18 protein-coding genes and 1 pseudogene are annotated in these 18,351 nt (G+C 44.5%); 1 reads left to right on the forward strand and 18 read right to left on the reverse strand.

Annotation, left to right across the window (positions count from 1 at the left end):
* Window positions 1–49: 49 nt before the first annotated feature.
* The 16 genes and pseudogenes from B3N33_RS06715 to B3N33_RS06795 all read right to left on the reverse strand — a co-directional run bounded on the left by B3N33_RS06715 (window position 50) and on the right by B3N33_RS06795 (window position 15,282).
* On the reverse strand, window positions 50–337 hold the full coding sequence (locus tag B3N33_RS06715; RefSeq protein ID WP_214078144.1) for a hypothetical protein: 288 nt from the start codon (window positions 335–337) through the stop codon (window positions 50–52).
* A 15-nt stretch (window positions 338–352) separates the two neighbouring features.
* The gene (gene rsmH, locus B3N33_RS06720; RefSeq protein ID WP_292592630.1) at window positions 353–1,252 is read right to left on the reverse strand and encodes a 16S rRNA (cytosine(1402)-N(4))-methyltransferase RsmH; all 900 of its coding nucleotides are present in this window, start codon (window positions 1,250–1,252) and stop codon (window positions 353–355) included.
* 66 nt (window positions 1,253–1,318) lie between these two features.
* Window positions 1,319–2,431, reverse strand: a complete 1,113-nt coding sequence (gene prfB / locus B3N33_RS06725; RefSeq protein WP_214061070.1) for a peptide chain release factor 2 — start codon at window positions 2,429–2,431, stop codon at window positions 1,319–1,321.
* Between the two features lie 14 nt (window positions 2,432–2,445).
* The gene (gene secA, locus B3N33_RS06730) at window positions 2,446–4,905 is read right to left on the reverse strand and encodes a preprotein translocase subunit SecA (protein WP_292592633.1); all 2,460 of its coding nucleotides are present in this window, start codon (window positions 4,903–4,905) and stop codon (window positions 2,446–2,448) included.
* Window positions 4,906–4,914: 9 nt separating this feature from the next.
* The gene (locus B3N33_RS06735) at window positions 4,915–6,366 is read right to left on the reverse strand and encodes a hypothetical protein (RefSeq protein ID WP_292592635.1); all 1,452 of its coding nucleotides are present in this window, start codon (window positions 6,364–6,366) and stop codon (window positions 4,915–4,917) included.
* A gap of 42 nt (window positions 6,367–6,408) precedes the next feature.
* Window positions 6,409–6,783 (reverse strand): annotated as a pseudogene (locus tag B3N33_RS06740) (SAM-dependent methyltransferase); the annotation flags it as partial.
* 14 nt (window positions 6,784–6,797) lie between these two features.
* Window positions 6,798–7,220, reverse strand: a complete 423-nt coding sequence (locus B3N33_RS06745; RefSeq protein ID WP_292592639.1) for an SAM-dependent methyltransferase — start codon at window positions 7,218–7,220, stop codon at window positions 6,798–6,800.
* Complete coding sequence (truA, locus tag B3N33_RS06750; RefSeq protein WP_292592641.1) at window positions 7,204–7,956, reverse strand: tRNA pseudouridine(38-40) synthase TruA; 753 nt, start codon at window positions 7,954–7,956, stop codon at window positions 7,204–7,206. Before truA ends, B3N33_RS06745 begins: the two co-directional genes overlap by 17 nt.
* A 610-nt stretch (window positions 7,957–8,566) precedes the next feature.
* Entirely contained in the window at window positions 8,567–10,216 is a 1,650-nt protein-coding gene (locus B3N33_RS06760) for a phospho-sugar mutase (RefSeq protein ID WP_292592645.1), read from the reverse strand.
* Window position 10,217: 1 nt separating this feature from the next.
* Complete coding sequence (locus B3N33_RS06765) at window positions 10,218–10,556, reverse strand: YraN family protein (protein WP_214061290.1); 339 nt, start codon at window positions 10,554–10,556, stop codon at window positions 10,218–10,220.
* Complete coding sequence (gatC, locus tag B3N33_RS06770; RefSeq protein ID WP_214061289.1) at window positions 10,553–10,852, reverse strand: Asp-tRNA(Asn)/Glu-tRNA(Gln) amidotransferase subunit GatC; 300 nt, start codon at window positions 10,850–10,852, stop codon at window positions 10,553–10,555. The genes B3N33_RS06765 and gatC overlap by 4 nt, the downstream gene beginning before the upstream one ends.
* Before the next feature lies 1 nt (window position 10,853).
* Entirely contained in the window at window positions 10,854–11,861 is a 1,008-nt protein-coding gene (galT, locus tag B3N33_RS06775) for a galactose-1-phosphate uridylyltransferase (RefSeq protein ID WP_214061288.1), read from the reverse strand.
* On the reverse strand, window positions 11,854–13,260 hold the full coding sequence (locus B3N33_RS06780) for a glycogen synthase (protein WP_292592647.1): 1,407 nt from the start codon (window positions 13,258–13,260) through the stop codon (window positions 11,854–11,856). Before B3N33_RS06780 ends, galT begins: the two co-directional genes overlap by 8 nt.
* Window positions 13,261–13,264: 4 nt before the next feature.
* Window positions 13,265–13,885 (reverse strand): MBL fold metallo-hydrolase, encoded by a 621-nt coding sequence (locus tag B3N33_RS06785; RefSeq protein WP_292592649.1) that lies wholly within the window; start codon window positions 13,883–13,885, stop codon window positions 13,265–13,267.
* A 1-nt stretch (window position 13,886) separates the two neighbouring features.
* On the reverse strand, window positions 13,887–14,675 hold the full coding sequence (locus tag B3N33_RS06790) for an undecaprenyl-diphosphate phosphatase (RefSeq protein WP_292592651.1): 789 nt from the start codon (window positions 14,673–14,675) through the stop codon (window positions 13,887–13,889).
* A complete protein-coding gene (locus tag B3N33_RS06795) occupies window positions 14,668–15,282 on the reverse strand; it encodes an ACT domain-containing protein (RefSeq protein WP_214061285.1) in 615 nt (204 codons plus the stop codon). Before B3N33_RS06795 ends, B3N33_RS06790 begins: the two co-directional genes overlap by 8 nt.
* Before the next feature lie 97 nt (window positions 15,283–15,379).
* Here B3N33_RS06795 and B3N33_RS06800 point away from each other — a divergent pair, with 97 nt between their 5' ends.
* Complete coding sequence (locus tag B3N33_RS06800; protein ID WP_214061284.1) at window positions 15,380–16,510, forward strand: HD domain-containing protein; 1,131 nt, start codon at window positions 15,380–15,382, stop codon at window positions 16,508–16,510.
* Here B3N33_RS06800 and aspC read toward each other — a convergent pair whose 3' ends face one another.
* Together aspC and B3N33_RS06810 are read right to left on the reverse strand one after the other, a co-directional pair.
* Window positions 16,511–17,668 (reverse strand): aspartate aminotransferase, encoded by a 1,158-nt coding sequence (gene aspC, locus B3N33_RS06805; protein ID WP_292592653.1) that lies wholly within the window; start codon window positions 17,666–17,668, stop codon window positions 16,511–16,513.
* 35 nt (window positions 17,669–17,703) lie between these two features.
* On the reverse strand, window positions 17,704–18,345 hold the full coding sequence (locus B3N33_RS06810) for a hypothetical protein (protein ID WP_214060466.1): 642 nt from the start codon (window positions 18,343–18,345) through the stop codon (window positions 17,704–17,706).
* Window positions 18,346–18,351 lie beyond the last annotated feature (6 nt).

Below are 18,351 nucleotides of genomic sequence, written 5' to 3' on the forward strand. Positions count from 1 at the left end.
GTAACTCTGCTAGCCAGTCTCTTGATTTAAGATCCACCTCGACAAAGTTCTACTTTTCTGCTCTCACCCCAACAACCGTCTGTAAATATGAAATTTCCCTAGAGACATCTCCTAGTCGAGACTTCATGACTGTGATGCTCTGCTCTCTATTCGTCGCCACCTCTGTAATTTTATCAACTTCATTGCCAAAATAGAACGGGAGAGCAATTGAAACTGCCAGTGAAAGAAAAATCACAAGAACTTGCAGAAAACCAAACAAACCCCATACTTCACTGTTCGCTAAGGCTTTGCCGCCTTCACGCGCCAGCGATTTCCGCTTCGCTGTTATGGATTGCACGAGATGTTCCTCCCTTCAAATCCGCTCCGCTGCCCTCAACCTTGCACTTCTTGCTCTTAGATTGAGTTCTACTTCTTCTTGTGACGGCTGTATGGGTTTCTTCGTAAGGATCTTCAACTCTGAGTCCGATTTCTCCCTGAATACCCTTTTTGCTATGCCGTCTTCCAAAGAATGAAATGAAATAAAAACGATCCTACCGCCTTGCTTAAGAAAACCGGGAATGCTTCTCAGGACACCTTCGATGTTCTCTAATTCCTTGTTAACTACAATTCTTATCGCTTGAAACGTCTTTGTCGCGAAATGTCTTTTCCTCTTGTACCTTTCGGCCGGTGGCATTGCTGCTTTCACTGCATCGTGCAACTCTCTAGTAGTAGATAAAGGTCTTCTGTTAACTATGCATTTCGCTATTCTTCTGGCGAATCTCTTCTCGTCACCATACTCAAAGATGATCCTCGACAGTTCACTTTCGCTGTAGCTGTTCACAACATCTGCTGCTGTAATCTTAGTTGAGAGATCCATACGCATATCGAGCGGTTCGTCCAGTTCGTACGAAAACCCTCTTCCTTTAGACTTCAGCTGAAAAGTGGAAGTACCAACATCCAACAAAACTCCGTCTACCCTTTCAACGCCTGCCTGCCTTAATACTGCTTCGAAATCAACGTAAGAAGAATTGAATAGTCTGAACTTGCCCCGGTATTCTTCGAGATTCTGCTCCGCTAAATCCAGAACCTCACGGTCTACATCCAGTCCAATGACTCTTGCCTGACCGTTGGTGGCCTTCAGTATTGCCTTTATGTGACCACCCTCTCCAGCGGTACAATCAAGATAGGTACCCTCAATACGTCCACCAAGCAAATAATGGAGCGCTTCGTGAACCATAACGCTCCTGTGGTGTTCATCATATTGCCTGGACACTGAATTCACTCCGCTCAAAAGAATAATAACATTTTTCTATAGCCAAAGTCAAACTCATAGCGATATTCATTCGAGAGATTTTTCAATTGATGAGAAGAAAAGCAGTTCCTTCTCAATGAATTCGTCTATCTCACCATTCATGACAGATTGAATGTCGCCGGTCTCCGCATCTGTTCTGTGGTCTTTAACCATTGTGTAAGGCTGGAATACGTATGATCTTATCTGATTTCCCCATGAAATATCTTTTTGATCACCCATTAGCTTGAGTTTCTCGTTACGCTTTTTCTCTATCTCGATTTCAAATAACTTTGCGTAGAGCATCTTCATTGCATTTGCCTTGTTTTGGTGCTGAGACCTTTCCGTCTGACATGCAACAACTATTCCTGTTGGAAGATGAGTAATTCTAACGGCAGAGTCTGTTTTGTTCACATGTTGGCCACCGGCACCACCGGATCTGTATGTATCGACCTTGAGGTCTTCAGGCTTTATCTCGATTTCCGGTACTTCATCCATCTCGGGAAAGACACTAACAGAAGCAAAAGAAGTGTGTCTTCTATGATTTGCATCAAATGGAGAAATCCTTACTAGCCTGTGGACACCCGCCTCAAACTTGAGTTTTCCATAGGCATATGGACCAGCTAAATTCAGGGTTACACTCTTGATTCCTGCCTCATCTCCAGGCAGTTCATCGACTATAGTTATTCTGTATCCATTTCCTTCGGCCCATCTCATGTACATTCTCATTAGCATTGACGCCCAGTCCTGAGACTCGGTTCCTCCGGCACCTGGGTGAATTGACATAAAACAGTTGTTATTATCGTACTTTCCGCTTAGGAGGATCGTTAGCTCAAACTCCCTGACCTTCTTTTCTGCCGATCTTACGAGCTCTTCAACGTTCTTGACGAAGCTTTCGTCTTCTCCCGATAGCTCAATAGCAATGTCAATGCTTTCAAACTCCTCTTCCACATCCCTTAGAAGACCAAGGATTCCGCGGAACGACTGCGCATCTATTCCCAGCTTGGAAGCCTCTTTTTGGTCGTTCCATATTGAGGGATCACTCATCCTTTTTTCGATATCCTTCAGTTTCTCATCTATCTTCTCGAGATCAAGAGTCTCTCTTATTGAATCGAATTTCTCCCTCAGCTCTTGAATTCTCAAGTTTGTTTCATAGCTAATCAAGTTACACCTCCGGACTAACGTTTAACCTTGAACCTTTTTGTACCCTTCTTCTTGCCGCCAGTGTCTGCCTTTTTTTCTCCTCCAACTCCACTGAAATCGGAGTGCATAGCTTGAAGACTTCTGAATTCCTTGTCGGCGTTTTGCTTGGCCTTATCACTATCGACTCTAACTATTCTGACTATGGCACTGGCAATGTCATCATAAAGAGAATCGGTCAACTGCTGAAAAAGAATGAAAGACTCTTTCTTGAATTCTATCACAGGATCTTTCTGACCGTAAGCTCTTAAACCCACCGAGTCTTTGAGGTGCTCAATAGATTCTAGGTGTCTTCTCCATCTCTCATCGATCATCCTTAGCATAATGTACTTCATCACCTGAGGGAACTCATCTCCAAATGAAGCCTTCTTTTCGGCATAAATCTCCTGCAGTAGCGACAAGGTTACGTTTCTAAGCTCCTCGACGTTCTTAATACCCTTGAGCCGCTCAATGTCCCCCGCAGGCAGGAAACTGAAGGAGACTTTAATATCTTCAAAAGAAGGAAGCTGCTCAAGTCCCGACAGTCTTCTATCAACTACATCTTCAATAATCTCAAAGACATTCGAATCGATCTCTTCACCCTTCAATACCCAGTTGCGGTGAGCATATATGGCGCTCCTCTGCTGATCAATAACCGAATCTAGCTCGTAAAGGCGTCTCCTGATCTCGAAATGCATTCCCTCAATCTTTTTTTGAGCAGACGAAATAATCCTGCTTAGAAGCGAATGCTCTATTGGTTGACCTTTTTCGATCTTGAGGGTATTCATAATCGATTGCATTCGTTCACCACCGAACAGTCGAAGAAGATCATCTTCAGTAGAGAGGAAGAATCTTGACTCTCCTGGGTCGCCCTGTCTACCTGATCTGCCAACTAGCTGATTGTCAATTCTTCTGCTCTCGTGCCGCTCCGTTCCAAGAACGTACAGTCCTCCAAGTTCCACAACCCCATCACCAAGTTTTATGTCAGTTCCTCTCCCGGCCATATTAGTGGCTATAGTAACGGTTTTTCGCTCACCTGCATTAGCCACGATTTCTGCTTCTCTCTCATGGTATTTTGCATTTAAGACTTCATGAGGAACTCCCTTTTTCTGCAGCATTTTGCTCAGGAGCTCACTCTTTTCTATTGAAGTAGTACCAACAAGCACTGGCTGTCCCTTCTCATATCGTTGAGCGATCTCATCAATGATCGCTTCGTTTTTCTCTTCCCTTGTCTTATAGATTGCATCTTCTTTATCCAGCCTAATTACTCTCTTGTTCGTCGGAATAACGGCGACCGGAGTATTATACATAGAAATGAACTCGGATTCTTCAGTCGCGGCCGTACCGGTCATTCCCGATACCTTTTCATAGAGCTTGAAGTAATTCTGAAAGGTAATAGTTGCGAAAGTGACTGATTCCTGTCTTATCTGCACGTTTTCTTTGGCTTCTATGGCCTGATGAAGACCCTCAGAGTACCTTCTTCCAGGGAGTAACCTGCCGGTGAACTCGTCAACAATGACAACTTCACCTTCATTAGTAACAAGATAATCAACTTCTCGTCTGTAGAAAATCATAGCCTTCAAAGCATTCAAAAGATGGAAGATGTAGTCATAATTACTGGGGTCGTAAAGATTTTCTATTTGAAGAAGCTTCTCAGCCTTTTCTATTCCTTCATCTGTAAGGGTCACCGTTCTGTCCTTTTCGTCAACAACAAAATCTTTTTCGGCCTGAAATCGCTTTGCAAAGAAGGCGAACTGTCTATACAGACTTGACGAGTCCTGAGCGGGACCAGAGATGATCAGTGGCGTTCTCGCCTCATCTATGAGGATTGAATCGGCCTCATCTACAATCACGTAGTTGTGGCCTCTCTGAACTTTGTTCTCGAGAGAGTAGACAAGATTGTCTCTCAAGTAGTCAAAACCAAACTCATTTGCAGTTCCATAAGTTATATCGCAATCATAGGCTTTTTTTCTCTCCATAGGCTCCATTGCTGCTTGGATGAACCCGGCTTGCAACCCAAGATACTCATAAACCGGCCCCATCCATCCCGCATCCCTTTTTGCAAGGTAATCGTTCACAGTTGCGAGATGACAACCCTTACCTGACAGAGCATTTAGATACAGGGGCATCGTTGCCACAAGAGTTTTTCCTTCACCGGTTTTCATTTCTGCGATCTTGCCTTCGTTTAGAGAAAGAGCACCCATAAGCTGCACGTCAAAGGGTCTCATCTTCACTGTCCTCTTGGCAGCTTCTCTTGCAAGCGCAAAGGCCTCCGGCAGAACAGACTCAAGCGACTGGCCCTCGTCAATCCTGGCTTTGAATTCCTCAGTTTTCTTCATGAAATCTAGTCGATCGTACTTACTGACCTCTCGCTCTAATTCATTTATCTTTTCAACTGTTTTTGAATACTTCTTGAGAAGCATTTTGTTTTTGTCGAATATCTTCGAGAAAATCCCCATCAAATCACCTCAATAGAAACGTAGCGCGTGAATCATATTACCGTTTTCAACGAAGGTTTGCTGGTAGAGGAGAGCGCTATCTACTGAAATCCCCATGAGAGACCTAAAAACCTTCTTCATGTCAATAAATGCATGCACGAGATCGTTGCCCATGCCCAATCTTCTGACAAATTCGTAACTTGTGTTACTACTCAAAATCTCTGCATTAGAAAGCAATCTGTAGTATTCGTCGGGTGTAAGCGAAGTGAGCACGGTTGTCTCGGCTGAGAAAATGAAATATATAGTATCGAAATCATTCTCAAGTTCGTAGATACGGTTGCCCCTGTACGAGGACTGAACCGCACCCCACTCTTTGAGCGGTCCTTCGAGTCTTTCGGTATCCGAGCTTCTGTTAGTAAACACTGCTGTTACTCTCGGAGTCTCAGAGACCAAATCACCATATATCCTTGTATTTCCTGTGCTTTCTCTCGAGAGAAGGACGACAAAATCCGCAAGTTCTCTGTAAGGTTCGAGATCAAGCTCAAACCAGTGAGCGAGCTCCTTCCTCAAGGTCTCTACAGATGAGCAAGGAAAGAAAACCGTGTAGTCACCAAGAGTTGCCTTTGATGCCTCTACCTCCTTGGCATCAGACAAGGAAATCATCTTCTGAAGCTCTTCACTGTCCACAAACATCGTATCCTGAACGATCGTAGCTGTAAGTGTATGTCCTTCCGGACGAGCAAAAACCACTGTATTCTCGATTGAAAAGGTAGACTCAAGTCCCAGATCAAGCTGGAATCGGTCTCCATCAATATAACCGGCAAGAGTGAAGTCATAACTCTTCTCCGCAACCTCTCTGCCTTTACCGTTTGACTCCAGTAACCTACCACCTTCTCCAGCATAAGTCTTCAAAGCCAGAGTAACAGCCTCTTTATTACCGCCGATTATTAGGTAGTCATCTGCGGCATTGTAGAAGAGAGTTCCTGTACTGCTCCTCAACTCGTTAACTGTCTCTCCAGGTTGAACGAATATTGCCATATCCAGAAGGGCCGCCGTAGCTTTCAATAACTGAAAGGAATTAGAGGTTCGCCAAGCTATGAAAACTCTGTTCCTGGTGAGCTTCAGTTTCTCAAGGAGATAAAACGGATCAAACATCAGCAGATCATCAAGAGAGAGATCGATACCTTCGCCAACGAGAAGAATGTCATTATTCAAAGCGTTCTTAAGAAAACTCGTATCGACCTCCGCATTGTATCCGGCAGCATCGATTATCCCATAAAAGGCTCGTTCAGCACCGAACCCATCATCCCCGAGATAGGCACCGAAAAAATTGGTGCTGTCCCTGAGAACTTCCATAGTTGATCTCAACCCACGAAGAATGAGAAAATAGCCGACATCTTCAGGAACGAAATCGAAAATATCTTGTGCCATTAATGCGGAAAAAGAAACAAGCACCAGCATAAAAACGAGTAAGGATTTCAAGCTCTCCCGGATCACTCATGTGAACCGGGGTTTTCCCTCCCTTCAAACCAATTGGTTGCTATCCCGATCGAAAAACGCGAAAGCCTTCTCAATCAAATAGTCATAGTCTAACTCAACAAATGTCTCCCCAGCAACCGAATAGAGAAGATACTCGATGTTACCTCTCTTGCCTTTGATTGGAGAAAACGTTATTCCTACGGGAAACATGCCGCTACTAACAAAAGCCTTTACAAATACTTCTATAACTTCGCGATGAGCCGTACGTGAGCGCACCAATCCCTTCTTAACAACACCCGGACCAACTTCAAATTGTGGCTTTATTAGGACCACCGCTTCTCCGTTGTCTTTCAGAAACATCCTAAAGAGCTCTGCCAAACCTGCTGTAGAGATAAATGATAAGTCCGCGGTCAATAGATCAACTTCGCCCCCAACTACACAATAGAGAAATCTCTTTTGTCAGTTGACTCAACTGACAAGATTCTGCTGTCCTCTCTAAGTTTGTTACTGATCTGGTCTTTCCCAACATCTACACAAATCACACTGGCTGCACCCTTATCCAGCAGAAGTTGTGCAAAGCCACCGGTTGATGCACCAACATCAATTACTCTCTTACCTTCGGGTTTTATTCTGAACTCATCGATAGCTTTCTTCAGTTTGTAATACCCTCGCCCTACCGGCATGAAGGAATTCGAGGCAACTATTTCTCTGTCAGAATCCACCTTGTAACCCGGCTTAAGAACAATCATACCATCTACAGTAACTTTTCCGCTCCTGATCAGTTCTGCTGCTTTCGTTCTACTCTCAGACAGCCCAAGCCCAAACAATAGTTCATCAAGTCTACGTTTCAAACTCATCAAACACCGCTTTGTAGAATACAAGTCCCTGAGGAGGGGCAGTTCCTGGAAGCATTGATCTATCCTGTGAAGAAAGGAATTCAGAAACGGCTTCTTCAGAAGTGCTCCCGGTGCCAACTTTCACAAGCGTACCGACGATATTCCTTACCATTCTCTTGAGAAAGGAGACTCCCTCGACCCTAATGAGTATAAGACGAGGGCTCGTCCTGACAATTCTAATGGCTGAAACGGTCCTTATTGGATTTCTGTCATCTCTGCCAGTCCTGAAAGCAGTAAAGTTGTGTTCTCCAAGAAGTCGACTCCCTGCTCTCCGCATCGATTCAATATCCAGAGTATACGGGAACCACCAGACAAACCTTCTTCTGAAGATGTCCGGTTCGCTTGAATTGAGAATGTAATAGTGATAGATCCTCTTCTTCGCAGCAAACCTTGGGCTGAAATTCTCCGCTACTTCATACACTTTTCTAACATACACGTCCGCCGGAAGATTCGCGTTGAGCGCAGCTTTCATTGTTGGAGCATCCAATCTATCAAGGTTAGAATCAAAAGCGATTACCTGACCATAGCCGTGAACTCCCGTGTCTGTTCGACCGGCTCCCTGACTCGAGACTCTGAACTTGTGAATTCTTTCCAGAGCTTCTTCGAAGATACCCTGTACAGTTCGCATATCCGGCTGATTCTGAAAACCGAAGAAATCGGTCCCGTCATACGACACTACTGCAGCGAATCTCTTCACAGTTATTTTGAACCCGTGAGATCTAGCATCTCGGTGTAGAGATAAACCATTGAAGAGAGGTCCTTTCCCATTCTCTGTAAATCTCCATTATAAACAGTCCANNACAAAACCCTTCCAACTATGGTTTCGACATACTTTATCAGGGAGTTTTCAAGCTCCTTCTTCTCGCCATCACTTAGCAGAAGGCCTCCAACTTTTCCTGCAAGCCATGAGGAAAAGCCCTGATCATTGAATCTCAGAGTTCCCTCTTCATAATCCTTAAGCATTTTGTAGACTTCCTCAGTTGTCTCCCTTACGGAAAGATTATTAGAAAGCACTTCGAGTATCGTTGGATCGAAGTAACCTTCAAGCGCTTCAGGAACTTCCAGCTCGTACTTGAAATAAAGAAGGTTCGCATCACTGTGCTTTCTTTCGAAAGAGATCTTGCGTCTAGTAGCACTTTCAAGGCCATAAGCGCTAAGACAACTCCAGTATTTGTGTTTGAGTAAATCGCTTGAATGCTCAGTCGACCACGTGGTCATAAAGCCTGTCTTAGTTCTGTGATCAAATGTTGCTCTCTTTGGAGAGAGAAAATCATCCCCACGGTACAAAATGTGAGCGTACCTGTAATTCATAGGCCTACAATCCCTTCGATCAGTTCTTTTAGTTCATCGATTTTTCTTCTTGCTTCATCATTGGTTTCTCCCTTTGCCATGAGATAGAATTTGACCTTTGGTTCTGTCCCCGAAGGTCTTACAATAATCTTAGAACCATCCTCCATCTCCATTGAAATCACATCGGCCATGGGGAGATCACCCGAGTCTTCCATATAGTCTTTGAATTTTCTTACCCTAAAACCCCCAATTGCAGATGGCCTGCTTTCCCTAAGCCCTTTCATGATTGCTTCTATTCTATCCTTTCCCTCTATGCCTTCGTAATCCTTGTTAACGAGTGCCTCGAGATAATAACCGAACTCCTTATAGATCTCTTCAAGATACTCAATCAATGAAAGTCCTGACCGCTTCAAGAAGCCCGCGATTGTACAGGCAAGAGCAGCAGCGCTAACAGCATCTTTGTCTCTCGCATGCCTTCCGTAGAGAGAGCCGTAGCTCTCCTCGAAACCGAAAAGATACTTTCCTCTTCCTTCAATTTCTGATTTCTCAATGATCTCTCCAATGTACTTGAACCCGGTTAGGGTCTCTCTTACTTTTACACCGCTTCGGGCAGCGATACTCTTCACCAGATCCGTCGAAACTATCGTCTTCACAATAAACGCATCGTCAGGAAGGGACCCTTTCAATCTCTCAAGAATGAAATGGGTCATTATCACGCCTGTTTGATTTCCATTGATCGCGATGTACTTTCCATCTTGCCTTACCATTATGCCCAACCTATCGCAATCCGGATCCGTCGCAATCAGAAGATCGGCATCGGTTTCACCTGCGACATCAAGAGCCATAGAAAATGCTTTCGGATCTTCCGGGTTTGGACTCTTGACGGTTGGGAAGCTACCATCAGGTATAGCCTGCTCCTCGACACGTTTCACTCTGTGGCCAAGATCGGAAAGTGTCTTGTAGACAGGGTAGTTGCCGGTTCCATGGAGAGGGGAATAAACAACGCTAATTGATTCAAAATCGTTACAAAGGTGGAGAACGTTTTCCTTCACAGTCTCCAAAAATCCATCAAGAACAGAGTTTGGTATGTTATAAATTATCTCTCTCTTCGGCGAGTAGTTTTCGAAAAAGTCTGATCCATTAACGCTTTGAATTATCTCTTCAGCGTAACGGGGAACCGCTTGAGTTCCATCTGAAGTGTAGACCTTGAAGCCATTGTACTGAGGTGGATTGTGACTGGCAGTAATTACAATTCCTCCGCTTGCCTTAAGCTCCCTAACCGCAAAACTTAGGACTGGAACAGGCATTGGCTCAACAAAAAGGTGAACCTTGATACCTATTGACGAGAGGACCTCGGCCGACACTTCAGCAAAACAAGAAGATTTGTGCCTTGTATCAAAGGCTATTACTACTGACGGATCTATGTACTTATCAGAAATCCAGCGACCGAAGCCAAGAGAAGCTCTTCTTATTGTGAAAATGTTCATACGATTTGTTCCGGCACCAAGAACTCCTCGCATTCCACCGGTACCGAACTCGAGATCCAGAGCAAACCTATCCCTAACTTCTTCCGGCGAAAGCATCTTGAGCTCTTCCTTCATCTCTTCCGTAGAATTCTTAAGCCATCTTTCGTACTCTTCAAAGATTCTCTGGCTATTTCTAAGCACGCTACCACCTTCCAACTGCTTTTAAATGATTTACTTCCCCATCATTCAAAACCTCAATAACGTCAAGCCTTGTTTCACTAAAGGTTGGCTTTTCAGTCGATATGTATCTCTGGGCAGCCAACTCGAGTCGCCTTAGCTTTCTTTCGTCAACTCTGTATCTCGGCAATCTGAAAGAACTCCCTCCTTTGACTTCAACAAAGACCATCGTCCTTCCTTCAAATGCAACAATATCTATCTCACCAAATCTATACGAGATATTTCTCGCAATTATCTTGTATCCCGACTTCTTAAGATACCTGCAAGCAATATCTTCATATCTTTTACCAGAAGCGTTGCTCATTTCTCCCCTTTGTATATCCTTGGAACTTTGAGATAGTCTCCTTCCCGCTCAGGAAAAAGATCACGAATTAGCTTTGCACCTTCAAATTCCATCGGAGCGTCTTCTCTTGGCTCAAGACTCTTCTCGACTGGAGATATCATTTCATCGGCACTGGGATCAACTTGATCTAGAAGCGTCATGTACTGCAGAATCTCTTCGATATCCTTCTTAAGACTCACGCGCTCCTGTTCTCTCAGTTCGAATTTTGCAAGTTCTTCAAGATGCTTCAGCAGTTCATCACTTATTCTGGTTTCCATTCTACTCCTCCTCAATCCTGACCTCTCGAAGATACATCGCAGCATGCTCGGGAGGCATAGGGTTTATGTAGAAGCCTGAACCCCACTCAAAACCAGCGACCCTTGTGAGTCTTGGAACTATCTCCAGATGCCAGTGATAGTGAGCTGATTGCTCCATACCCTTGATTCCCGTATGCAACATGAAATTGTAGGGCGGATTATCGAGAGCCTTGTGAATCCTCAGCAACATATTCTTAAGTATCACAGAAAAACTATCGATCTGAGAAGCAGAGATCTCTCCGAAATTGTCTTTATGAACCTTCGGAACGATCCAGGTCTCAAAAGGAAACCTTGCAGCAAATGGTTCGAAAGCAACAAAATCATTATTCTCCTCAACCACTCTCGTCCCTTCCAGTCCTTCCTGGTTAACCATATCGCAGTAAACGCATCTTTCTCTGAAACGGTAGTAGTCTGCAGCACCAGTGATCTCTTCATCAACTCTCTTAGGCACAATTGGAGTAGCTATCAACTGACTGTGGGAGTGCACCAGGGATGCCCCGGCTTCTCTTCCATGGTTCTTGAATATCAACACGTATTTGATCCTATTATCCTTTTCAAGCACCTGATGACGTTCTTTGTATGCCCAGATCACTTCCCTAACCTGCTCATACGATAGAGTAGCCATAGATGCGTTATGATCAGGTGTCTCGATAATCACTTCATGCGTTCCAAAACCCTTTATAACATCGTACATTCCATGGCCAAAGCGATCCGGTTCTGTACTTGAATCAAGAGCTGGAAACTTGTTCTGAACTACCCTAACCCACCATCCCGGGCTGTCTTTTGTAGTATCTGCAGGTCTGAAAGCCATGACTTCAGGTGGTGTGGTGTGCTCATTTCCGTAATCAAACGGACAGAAAGCCGATTCCACTTTCTCTTTGGCATTTATGAAATCATGAGGCCTTCTAGCTCTTTCAGTAGCTATTATTACCCATCTCTTTATTATCGGATCCTTTCTTAATTCAGGCATTACCTTTGACCTCCAGCATCTCGCTGTATAGAGATATGTAGTTCTTCGCCGAAGCGTTCCAAGAAAAGTCCTCACTCATGGCATTGTACACTACTTTCCTCCAGCAGTCCGGCCGACTGTATACTTCGAGAGCTCTATCAATTGCTTCAAGAAGTCCACTAGCTTTGTAATCAGAAAAACCAAAACCATTTCCGGAATCCAAACCGTCAAATTCCTTCACTGTATCTGCCAATCCACCGGTGAATCTAACTACAGGGATCGTCCCATACCGCATGGCAAACATCTGACCCAAGCCGCAAGGTTCATATCTGGAAGGCATCAAGAACATATCTGCGCCCCCGTAAATCTTCTGGGCAAGATCCAAATCGAAGGTTAGCTTTGCAGCTACCCTATCTGGATAAGCTTCTTCAAGCTCCTTAAACATGAGTTCGTATCTCCTCTCACCAGTCCCCAGAACTATTAGTTGGACGGGAAGCTTCATCAGATCATCCTTAATCTCCTCTATTAGGTCGAGCCCTTTCTGATCAACAAGTCTTGAGATCAATCCAATAACTGCCGTATTGTTTCCGGGAAGACCTACCAATTTCTGCAGATTGCATTTGTTTATCTTCTTGTTCTTAAGGTTATCAAGACCGAAGTTAGCCCACAAACGCCTGTCGTTTTCGGGATCGTATTCGGAATAATCGATTCCATTCAATATTCCAACCAGATCATTGTTCCTTCTGGAAAGGATTGCCTCCAGCCCCGCACCGTACTCAGGAGTCTGGATTTCCTTTGCGTAGGTAGGGGAGACCGTACTAAGCTTATCGGAGAATTCAATGCCCGCCTTAAGGAAATTGAGGCCTTCTTGCACTGAAATATCTTTTTGATAAGCTTTCTTAATCCCCGAGAGTTCAAAATACCTGTCTTCATAGACACCTTGATAAGCTAAGTTATGAATTGAGAGGACTGTCTTGATTCCGGCTTCGGCTTGCTTAAGATAGACTGCCATGAGACCGGTATGCCAGTCGTTGAGATGAACGATATCATAACCTTGCTCAATCGCAAAGGACGTGGCTGCATCGGAAAAGCTCATTGCTTGAAGAGCTAAATCGGATGAGCCATAGACCTCCTTGGAGTCCATAAGATCTTCATTTCTCAGCAGAAAGACACTCACTTCACTTTGAGGCAATTTAGTCTTATAGATATCAAAGAAGCGAGGTCTTCTTAAGAATCTTGTCTTCTGGACCCTTCCCGTCTTTGATAAAACGCTTCTATCTATCGATCCATGAAGAGGCATTAATATATCAACATCCACTCCCAGTTGTTTCAAGTACTTCGGAAGGGATCCAGCTACATCAGCAAGACCTCCTACTTTTGCTAACGGATACACTTCGTAAGAAACAAACAGCACTCTCATGTAATCACCTCTTGAATATCGGCAGGTCATGAGAAAAGATCACAGTATCTGCCCTGTCGAAGTACTTCATTACGAAAGCAGCGGCCTCGTCTGTCCGCATACCTTTTCGCATTTCGTGATACTGTATTTGCCTTGTGCATATATCTCCACAAATAAAGACATTGCCACAATTACTTGTTTCAAGAAAAAATGAAACATGATCTCTCGAGTGAAAAGGAGACTCCAGAACTTCTACTGAATCTAGAAGCCTGTCTCCATTCCTGAACGGCTCGACTCTATTCCAGGAGAGAACTATCTTCTGGTACATGGCTCCAACTATTGGACCAAACGAACCGTAGTCTCTGCTACTGTAACTCTCATGCAGATGAACTTTTGCGTTCGGGAAAAACATGCTGTTGAAGGCGTGGTCTAGATGAAAGTGAGTCAGAAATATGTCAGTAATTTCATCTGGGGAAAGATCCAGAGAAGTCAGTTTATCTTCAAGAATCTCTAGAGAAGGGAACCCGCCCGGATCGACGAGAATCCTTTTTTCATCTTCCACAAGAAGAACGCAGCTACTCGTTGGAGAATCCAGCATTCCCGGCACATATACCAAACTGCCGGGAAAGAGGAGATTCAAGTCCAAGTTACATCACTCCTCGAAAAATCAAACCTACTGTCCCTATAATTATACAGTAAACGGCAAACAAACTCAGACGTCGCTTCAGAACAAGTTTCTTGAGAAGCCACAGTCCCATTACTCCGGTCAGGAAAGCAAGAATGGAAGACAATAGAACCGTACTGACAGGAAGATTAACTCTTGAAAGCTCCAGAAGACCTGCTCCTAGAGTAACCGGGAGGCTCAAGAGGAACGAGAATCTAACGGCGTCTCTTCTAACCATACCGACAAGTAAGGCTCCGAAGATGGTGAAACCACTCCTGGATATCCCCGGAACTATAGCCACCGCCTGAAAGATACCGATTGAAAGAGCCCCTGCAATAGAGAGATCCAGTATCTTGCGATCACCCTTAAGCCTATCCGATATGAACAACATAGTCGCGGTCACAAATAACATGGTAGATGCAAAGGCTACATCTGAAAACAGTAGCTTTATCTCGTCCTCCAGCAGAAAACCAGCTATAACTGCCGGAATGGTCGCAATTAGAAGCAACAATATATACCTGATTGAAGAGTCCCTCTTTTCTGGCTTACCCAATCCAGAGAATATGGTCCATACATCCTTAAATGTGAACAACAAAACGGCAAAAAATGTTGCAAGATGCAATACAGCAAAAAACGCCGCCTTAGATTCAACATCGAGCGGAACATTAAGAAAACTTGAAAAAATAGTCAGATGTCCAGAAGACGAAACTGGAAGAAATTCAGTTGCTCCCTGAACCGCACCTAGAATGAGGTAACTTGCAAAATCAGACACCAAAACCCTCCTCTTCACTTATACTCTCAAAAGAAACTCCCTTTTCTTGAAGTATTTCAGCGATCATTCCTATGTCCGACTCATCTGTTCTGATAACGACCCGTCTTTCATCCTCTGATTCTGCCGCTGACGTGATTATCGAAAGAATATTTACCTCTCTTTCGGCAAGGTAATCTACAACATCTCGCAACGCTCCTGGCTTGTCCTCCAGAATCACGGAGACTCTTGTTCCTGGCTTGTCCATTGCAGTGAACTCCATCAGGCCTTCAAGAATCTCAAAGACTCCGATAGCTCCCACCACCAAAAAATCGTCGTCAACTACAGGAAGAACATAGTCATGACTCTCGATAAGCATAAGTGCGGCATCTTCAATGAAATCAGAGTCTCGACAGTAGAAGACCGGTTCTGTAATAACCTCTGAAACGGGCGTTGCAGGATCAACATCTTTGATATCATCCACTCTTGCAACGCCTGCCAGTCGCCCGTCACTATCCACCGAGATTACATACGTGAGCCCAGCCGACTTTCTGTCGCTCAAGATCTCACCTACAGTACAGTCATCACTAAACAGTGGATAAGTCCTGTTTGTCCATTTGCAAATGTTCATAAAACCGCCTCTTTCCCTGCTAAAGACTTTATTTTACTCAACACAACAATTATAATTGTATCAGTGTGATCTTTGACCCTGCTGGGGAGGTGTCTCCGTGTTTCAAGGATACGTGAAGCTACTAGAACTCGCAACAAATCTCTTCACAATGTATAGGTGGAACAACACACCCACTCTTCTAAGGACTAACGAAGCAGAGAATGCCTTCATCTCAGCCCAATACAGTTTACTGATGTCAGAGATGGCCAGGCTGAGTGGTCTCGATATCAACCAGAAGGAACTCTTTCAGAGACTGGTTTTGAAGGAACTGCCAAAATGCCTTCTTTCCGACATCTCTGTTGACACCAAGGTTCTGATAAAATCTCTTTCACCAGATAAATGGAACGATGTTTTTTCGAGAACCGTTGAGGAAATCGTTCAATACTTGCCCGAAGAACGGCACAACCCATTCTATCTGTCTATGGTCAATTCAAAAGATGATTCTGTCGAGGGCAAAATAATCCAGACGGGAGATCTCTTGTCTGCCAGACTAGAGGCGGGCCTACATGCAAGGAGTTTCCCGGACTTCTTCAGCCGACCATTGAAAGGTCTCGAGAAACGAATCGAAATCTTCAGAGACTTCGAACCTTACCGCCTTATCATGGATACCCCATGGCTTGAACGCTACACTAACGCTTTGATCGTTCTGTTAAGAGCTGTCCGCTGGAATCGGCTGAATAGAAACGTTCCAACCACTGTAGCAGCCCATTCATCCTATGTTACAATAACTGCATACATTCTTTCCTGTATTGAGGAGGAGAAAGGCACTGCAATAAACCCCGTTGAATCTGTAAAACGCGCCCTTCTGCACGACATTCCAGAAAGCATGACCGGTGACATAATCACACCAACAAAGAAGAAAGTCCCTGGATTTGATGAGGTGATCGCTCAAGTTGAAGAGCAGATGGTTACCGAGAACCTGCTGGTCGGAATGCCCGATGAACTTATCAAAGAGCTTAAACTCAGAATGCTGGATCCATTTGAATCATTGGAAGGCAGAATCGTGTGGGCAGCCGATCAGTTCGCAGCTACTGTAGAATGTCTCATGGAGATCCGTTCAGGAAACACACAATACGCCTTTAGAGATGCTATGAACAGAATGCTGGACGACCTTTCAAAATCCGATCTAGAAAGTGTCCAGCTTCTAACTCAATCGTTTAAATGGAGCCTGGACTGGACTGGCCGCTAGTCAAATCGCCTTGAGAAATCTCCCAAATCTGTCAATTCCCTTCTTCAGTTCTTCAACCGAACTGGAGTAAGACATTCTTATGAAGCCTTCGCAACTGAACGCACTTCCCGGAACCATTCCCACTTTCTGCTCCTCGAGAAGCCCAAGAGCAAATTCGTTGGAATTCACATACCTTCGGCCAAGGTATGGTCTGATATCTATGAATACATAAAAAGCCCCCGCAGGCTTGCTGAATTTGAGTCCAATCTCAGATAGCCTTGATACAACCAAATCTCTTCTCTTCCGAAACTCCTCAACCATGGAAGAGGTATCGACCTCAAACGCCTTCAAGGCTGCATACTGAGCCATAGTATTAACATTTGATGCAAGGTGGCTCTGGATTTTAGATATCTCTTTTGCCAGCTTAGTGGATGTGGCGGAATAGCCTACTCTCCAGCCCGTCATTGCGTATGTCTTGGAGAAAGCGTTTATGACCGCTGAACGTTCCTTCATTCCATCCATCGAGGCTATTGATAAGTGAGAAGCATCGAATACAAGCTTTTCATACACTTCATCAGAGATGACAAAGAGATCTTCCTTTATGCAAAGGTCTGCCAGTTCCTCTAGGAAACTCTCTGGATAGATTGCCCCGGTCGGGTTGTTCGGAGAATTTATCATAATCGCTTTCGTTTTGTCGGTAATAGAACTCTCGATTTCGTTGATCTCAGGAATGAAGTCTCTCTCAACATCAGCCTGCACAATGACCGGTACACCACCGCAGAGAAGAATCTGCGCCTCATAGCTTACCCATGCAGGCGAAATGATTATCACCTCATCGCCAACGTTGAGCAAAGCCTTCAGAACGTTGTAGATAGCTTGTTTTCCACCGTTCGCAACAACAATCTCTTCGGGTGAGTAAGTCATGTTGTTTTCCTTCTGAAGTTTCAGAGCTATCGCCTTTCTCAACTCATCTATTCCAGCGGCGTTCGTATACTTCGTTTTTCCCTCATTGAGAGCTCTTATTGCTGCATCGACAATTGGGCGGGGAGTAGGAAAATCCGGTTCACCTGCAGTGAACTTTACAACATCCTCTCCTGATCGAGCGAGTTCCAACGCCTTCTTGTTGAATTCCAAGGTCGCCGAAGGCGTTACAGAAGAGACAAAGTGCGACAAATCCATTGGAGCACCTCCAAAGTTATAGTCAGTATCCTCATTTAGATCCTATTGATTATCTCGAGAACCACTAGCGCGAAATCGCTAAGACTGTCCTTCTTGCACAGTCTAGCGCCGGCTTCTCTCTTTCTCTTTCCATTTACCAATGCAGAACCTACCGCCATTACAATCTCAGTCATCCCGTACTCCAGTTTTTCGATGAACTCTATTCTGAAACTTGGAATGACATCCCTTATTGCTGCAACCGTTGATTCCACGATTGCCATGTACTTCTCGTCGTCACCAATGTCTACAATTGACGAACCCTCAAGTTCTCTTCCCTCATAATCTAGCATTACCGTTATGTCTAGTTTTCGCATCGTTGCGCGCGTCTCGAGGCTTTTAAGTTGGAAGTTGTAACCTTGGACTTCTTCCTTCTGGTAAGGTCTTACAACCGAAGCTTCCTCTTCATCGTCTGAATCCAGGGATATCTGTGCAATAGAGACGATCTTCCTATCGATCTTGACACCCGTTGAAGCGTATATTGCCGTTTCAATATCTCTTACCAACTGCTTTGCCGGTTTGGAAATGTCCGCCAAAACGTGAATCTCGACCATTTCGCCGTTTTCGTCATAAACTATTCTGGCGCTGTGCACCCCCGGCAGTTTCGAGATGATGCTGTCAACTGCTAGCTTGCTAGGCATTCAATC

It is taken from the genome of Mesotoga sp. UBA5825 (assembly GCF_002432955.1).
In the GTDB taxonomy this organism is placed as follows: domain Bacteria; phylum Thermotogota; class Thermotogae; order Petrotogales; family Kosmotogaceae; genus Mesotoga.

What these genes read in the sequence shown, in the direction of transcription:
- secA (WP_292592633.1), bottom strand. Translation starts at nt 4,905, where the DNA reads ATGGGGATTTTCTCGAAGATATTCGACAAAAACAAAATGCTTCTCAAG.
- B3N33_RS06745 (WP_292592639.1), bottom strand. Translation starts at nt 7,220, where the DNA reads ATGAGTTTGAAACGTAGACTTGATGAACTATTGTTTGGGCTTGGGCTG.
- B3N33_RS06765 (WP_214061290.1), bottom strand. Translation starts at nt 10,556, where the DNA reads ATGAGCAACGCTTCTGGTAAAAGATATGAAGATATTGCTTGCAGGTAT.
- gatC (WP_214061289.1), bottom strand. Translation starts at nt 10,852, where the DNA reads ATGGAAACCAGAATAAGTGATGAACTGCTGAAGCATCTTGAAGAACTT.
- galT (WP_214061288.1), bottom strand. Translation starts at nt 11,861, where the DNA reads ATGCCTGAATTAAGAAAGGATCCGATAATAAAGAGATGGGTAATAATA.
- B3N33_RS06780 (WP_292592647.1), bottom strand. Translation starts at nt 13,260, where the DNA reads ATGAGAGTGCTGTTTGTTTCTTACGAAGTGTATCCGTTAGCAAAAGTA.
- B3N33_RS06795 (WP_214061285.1), bottom strand. Translation starts at nt 15,282, where the DNA reads ATGAACATTTGCAAATGGACAAACAGGACTTATCCACTGTTTAGTGAT.
- aspC (WP_292592653.1), bottom strand. Translation starts at nt 17,668, where the DNA reads ATGGATTTGTCGCACTTTGTCTCTTCTGTAACGCCTTCGGCGACCTTG.
- B3N33_RS06810 (WP_214060466.1), bottom strand. Translation starts at nt 18,345, where the DNA reads ATGCCTAGCAAGCTAGCAGTTGACAGCATCATCTCGAAACTGCCGGGG.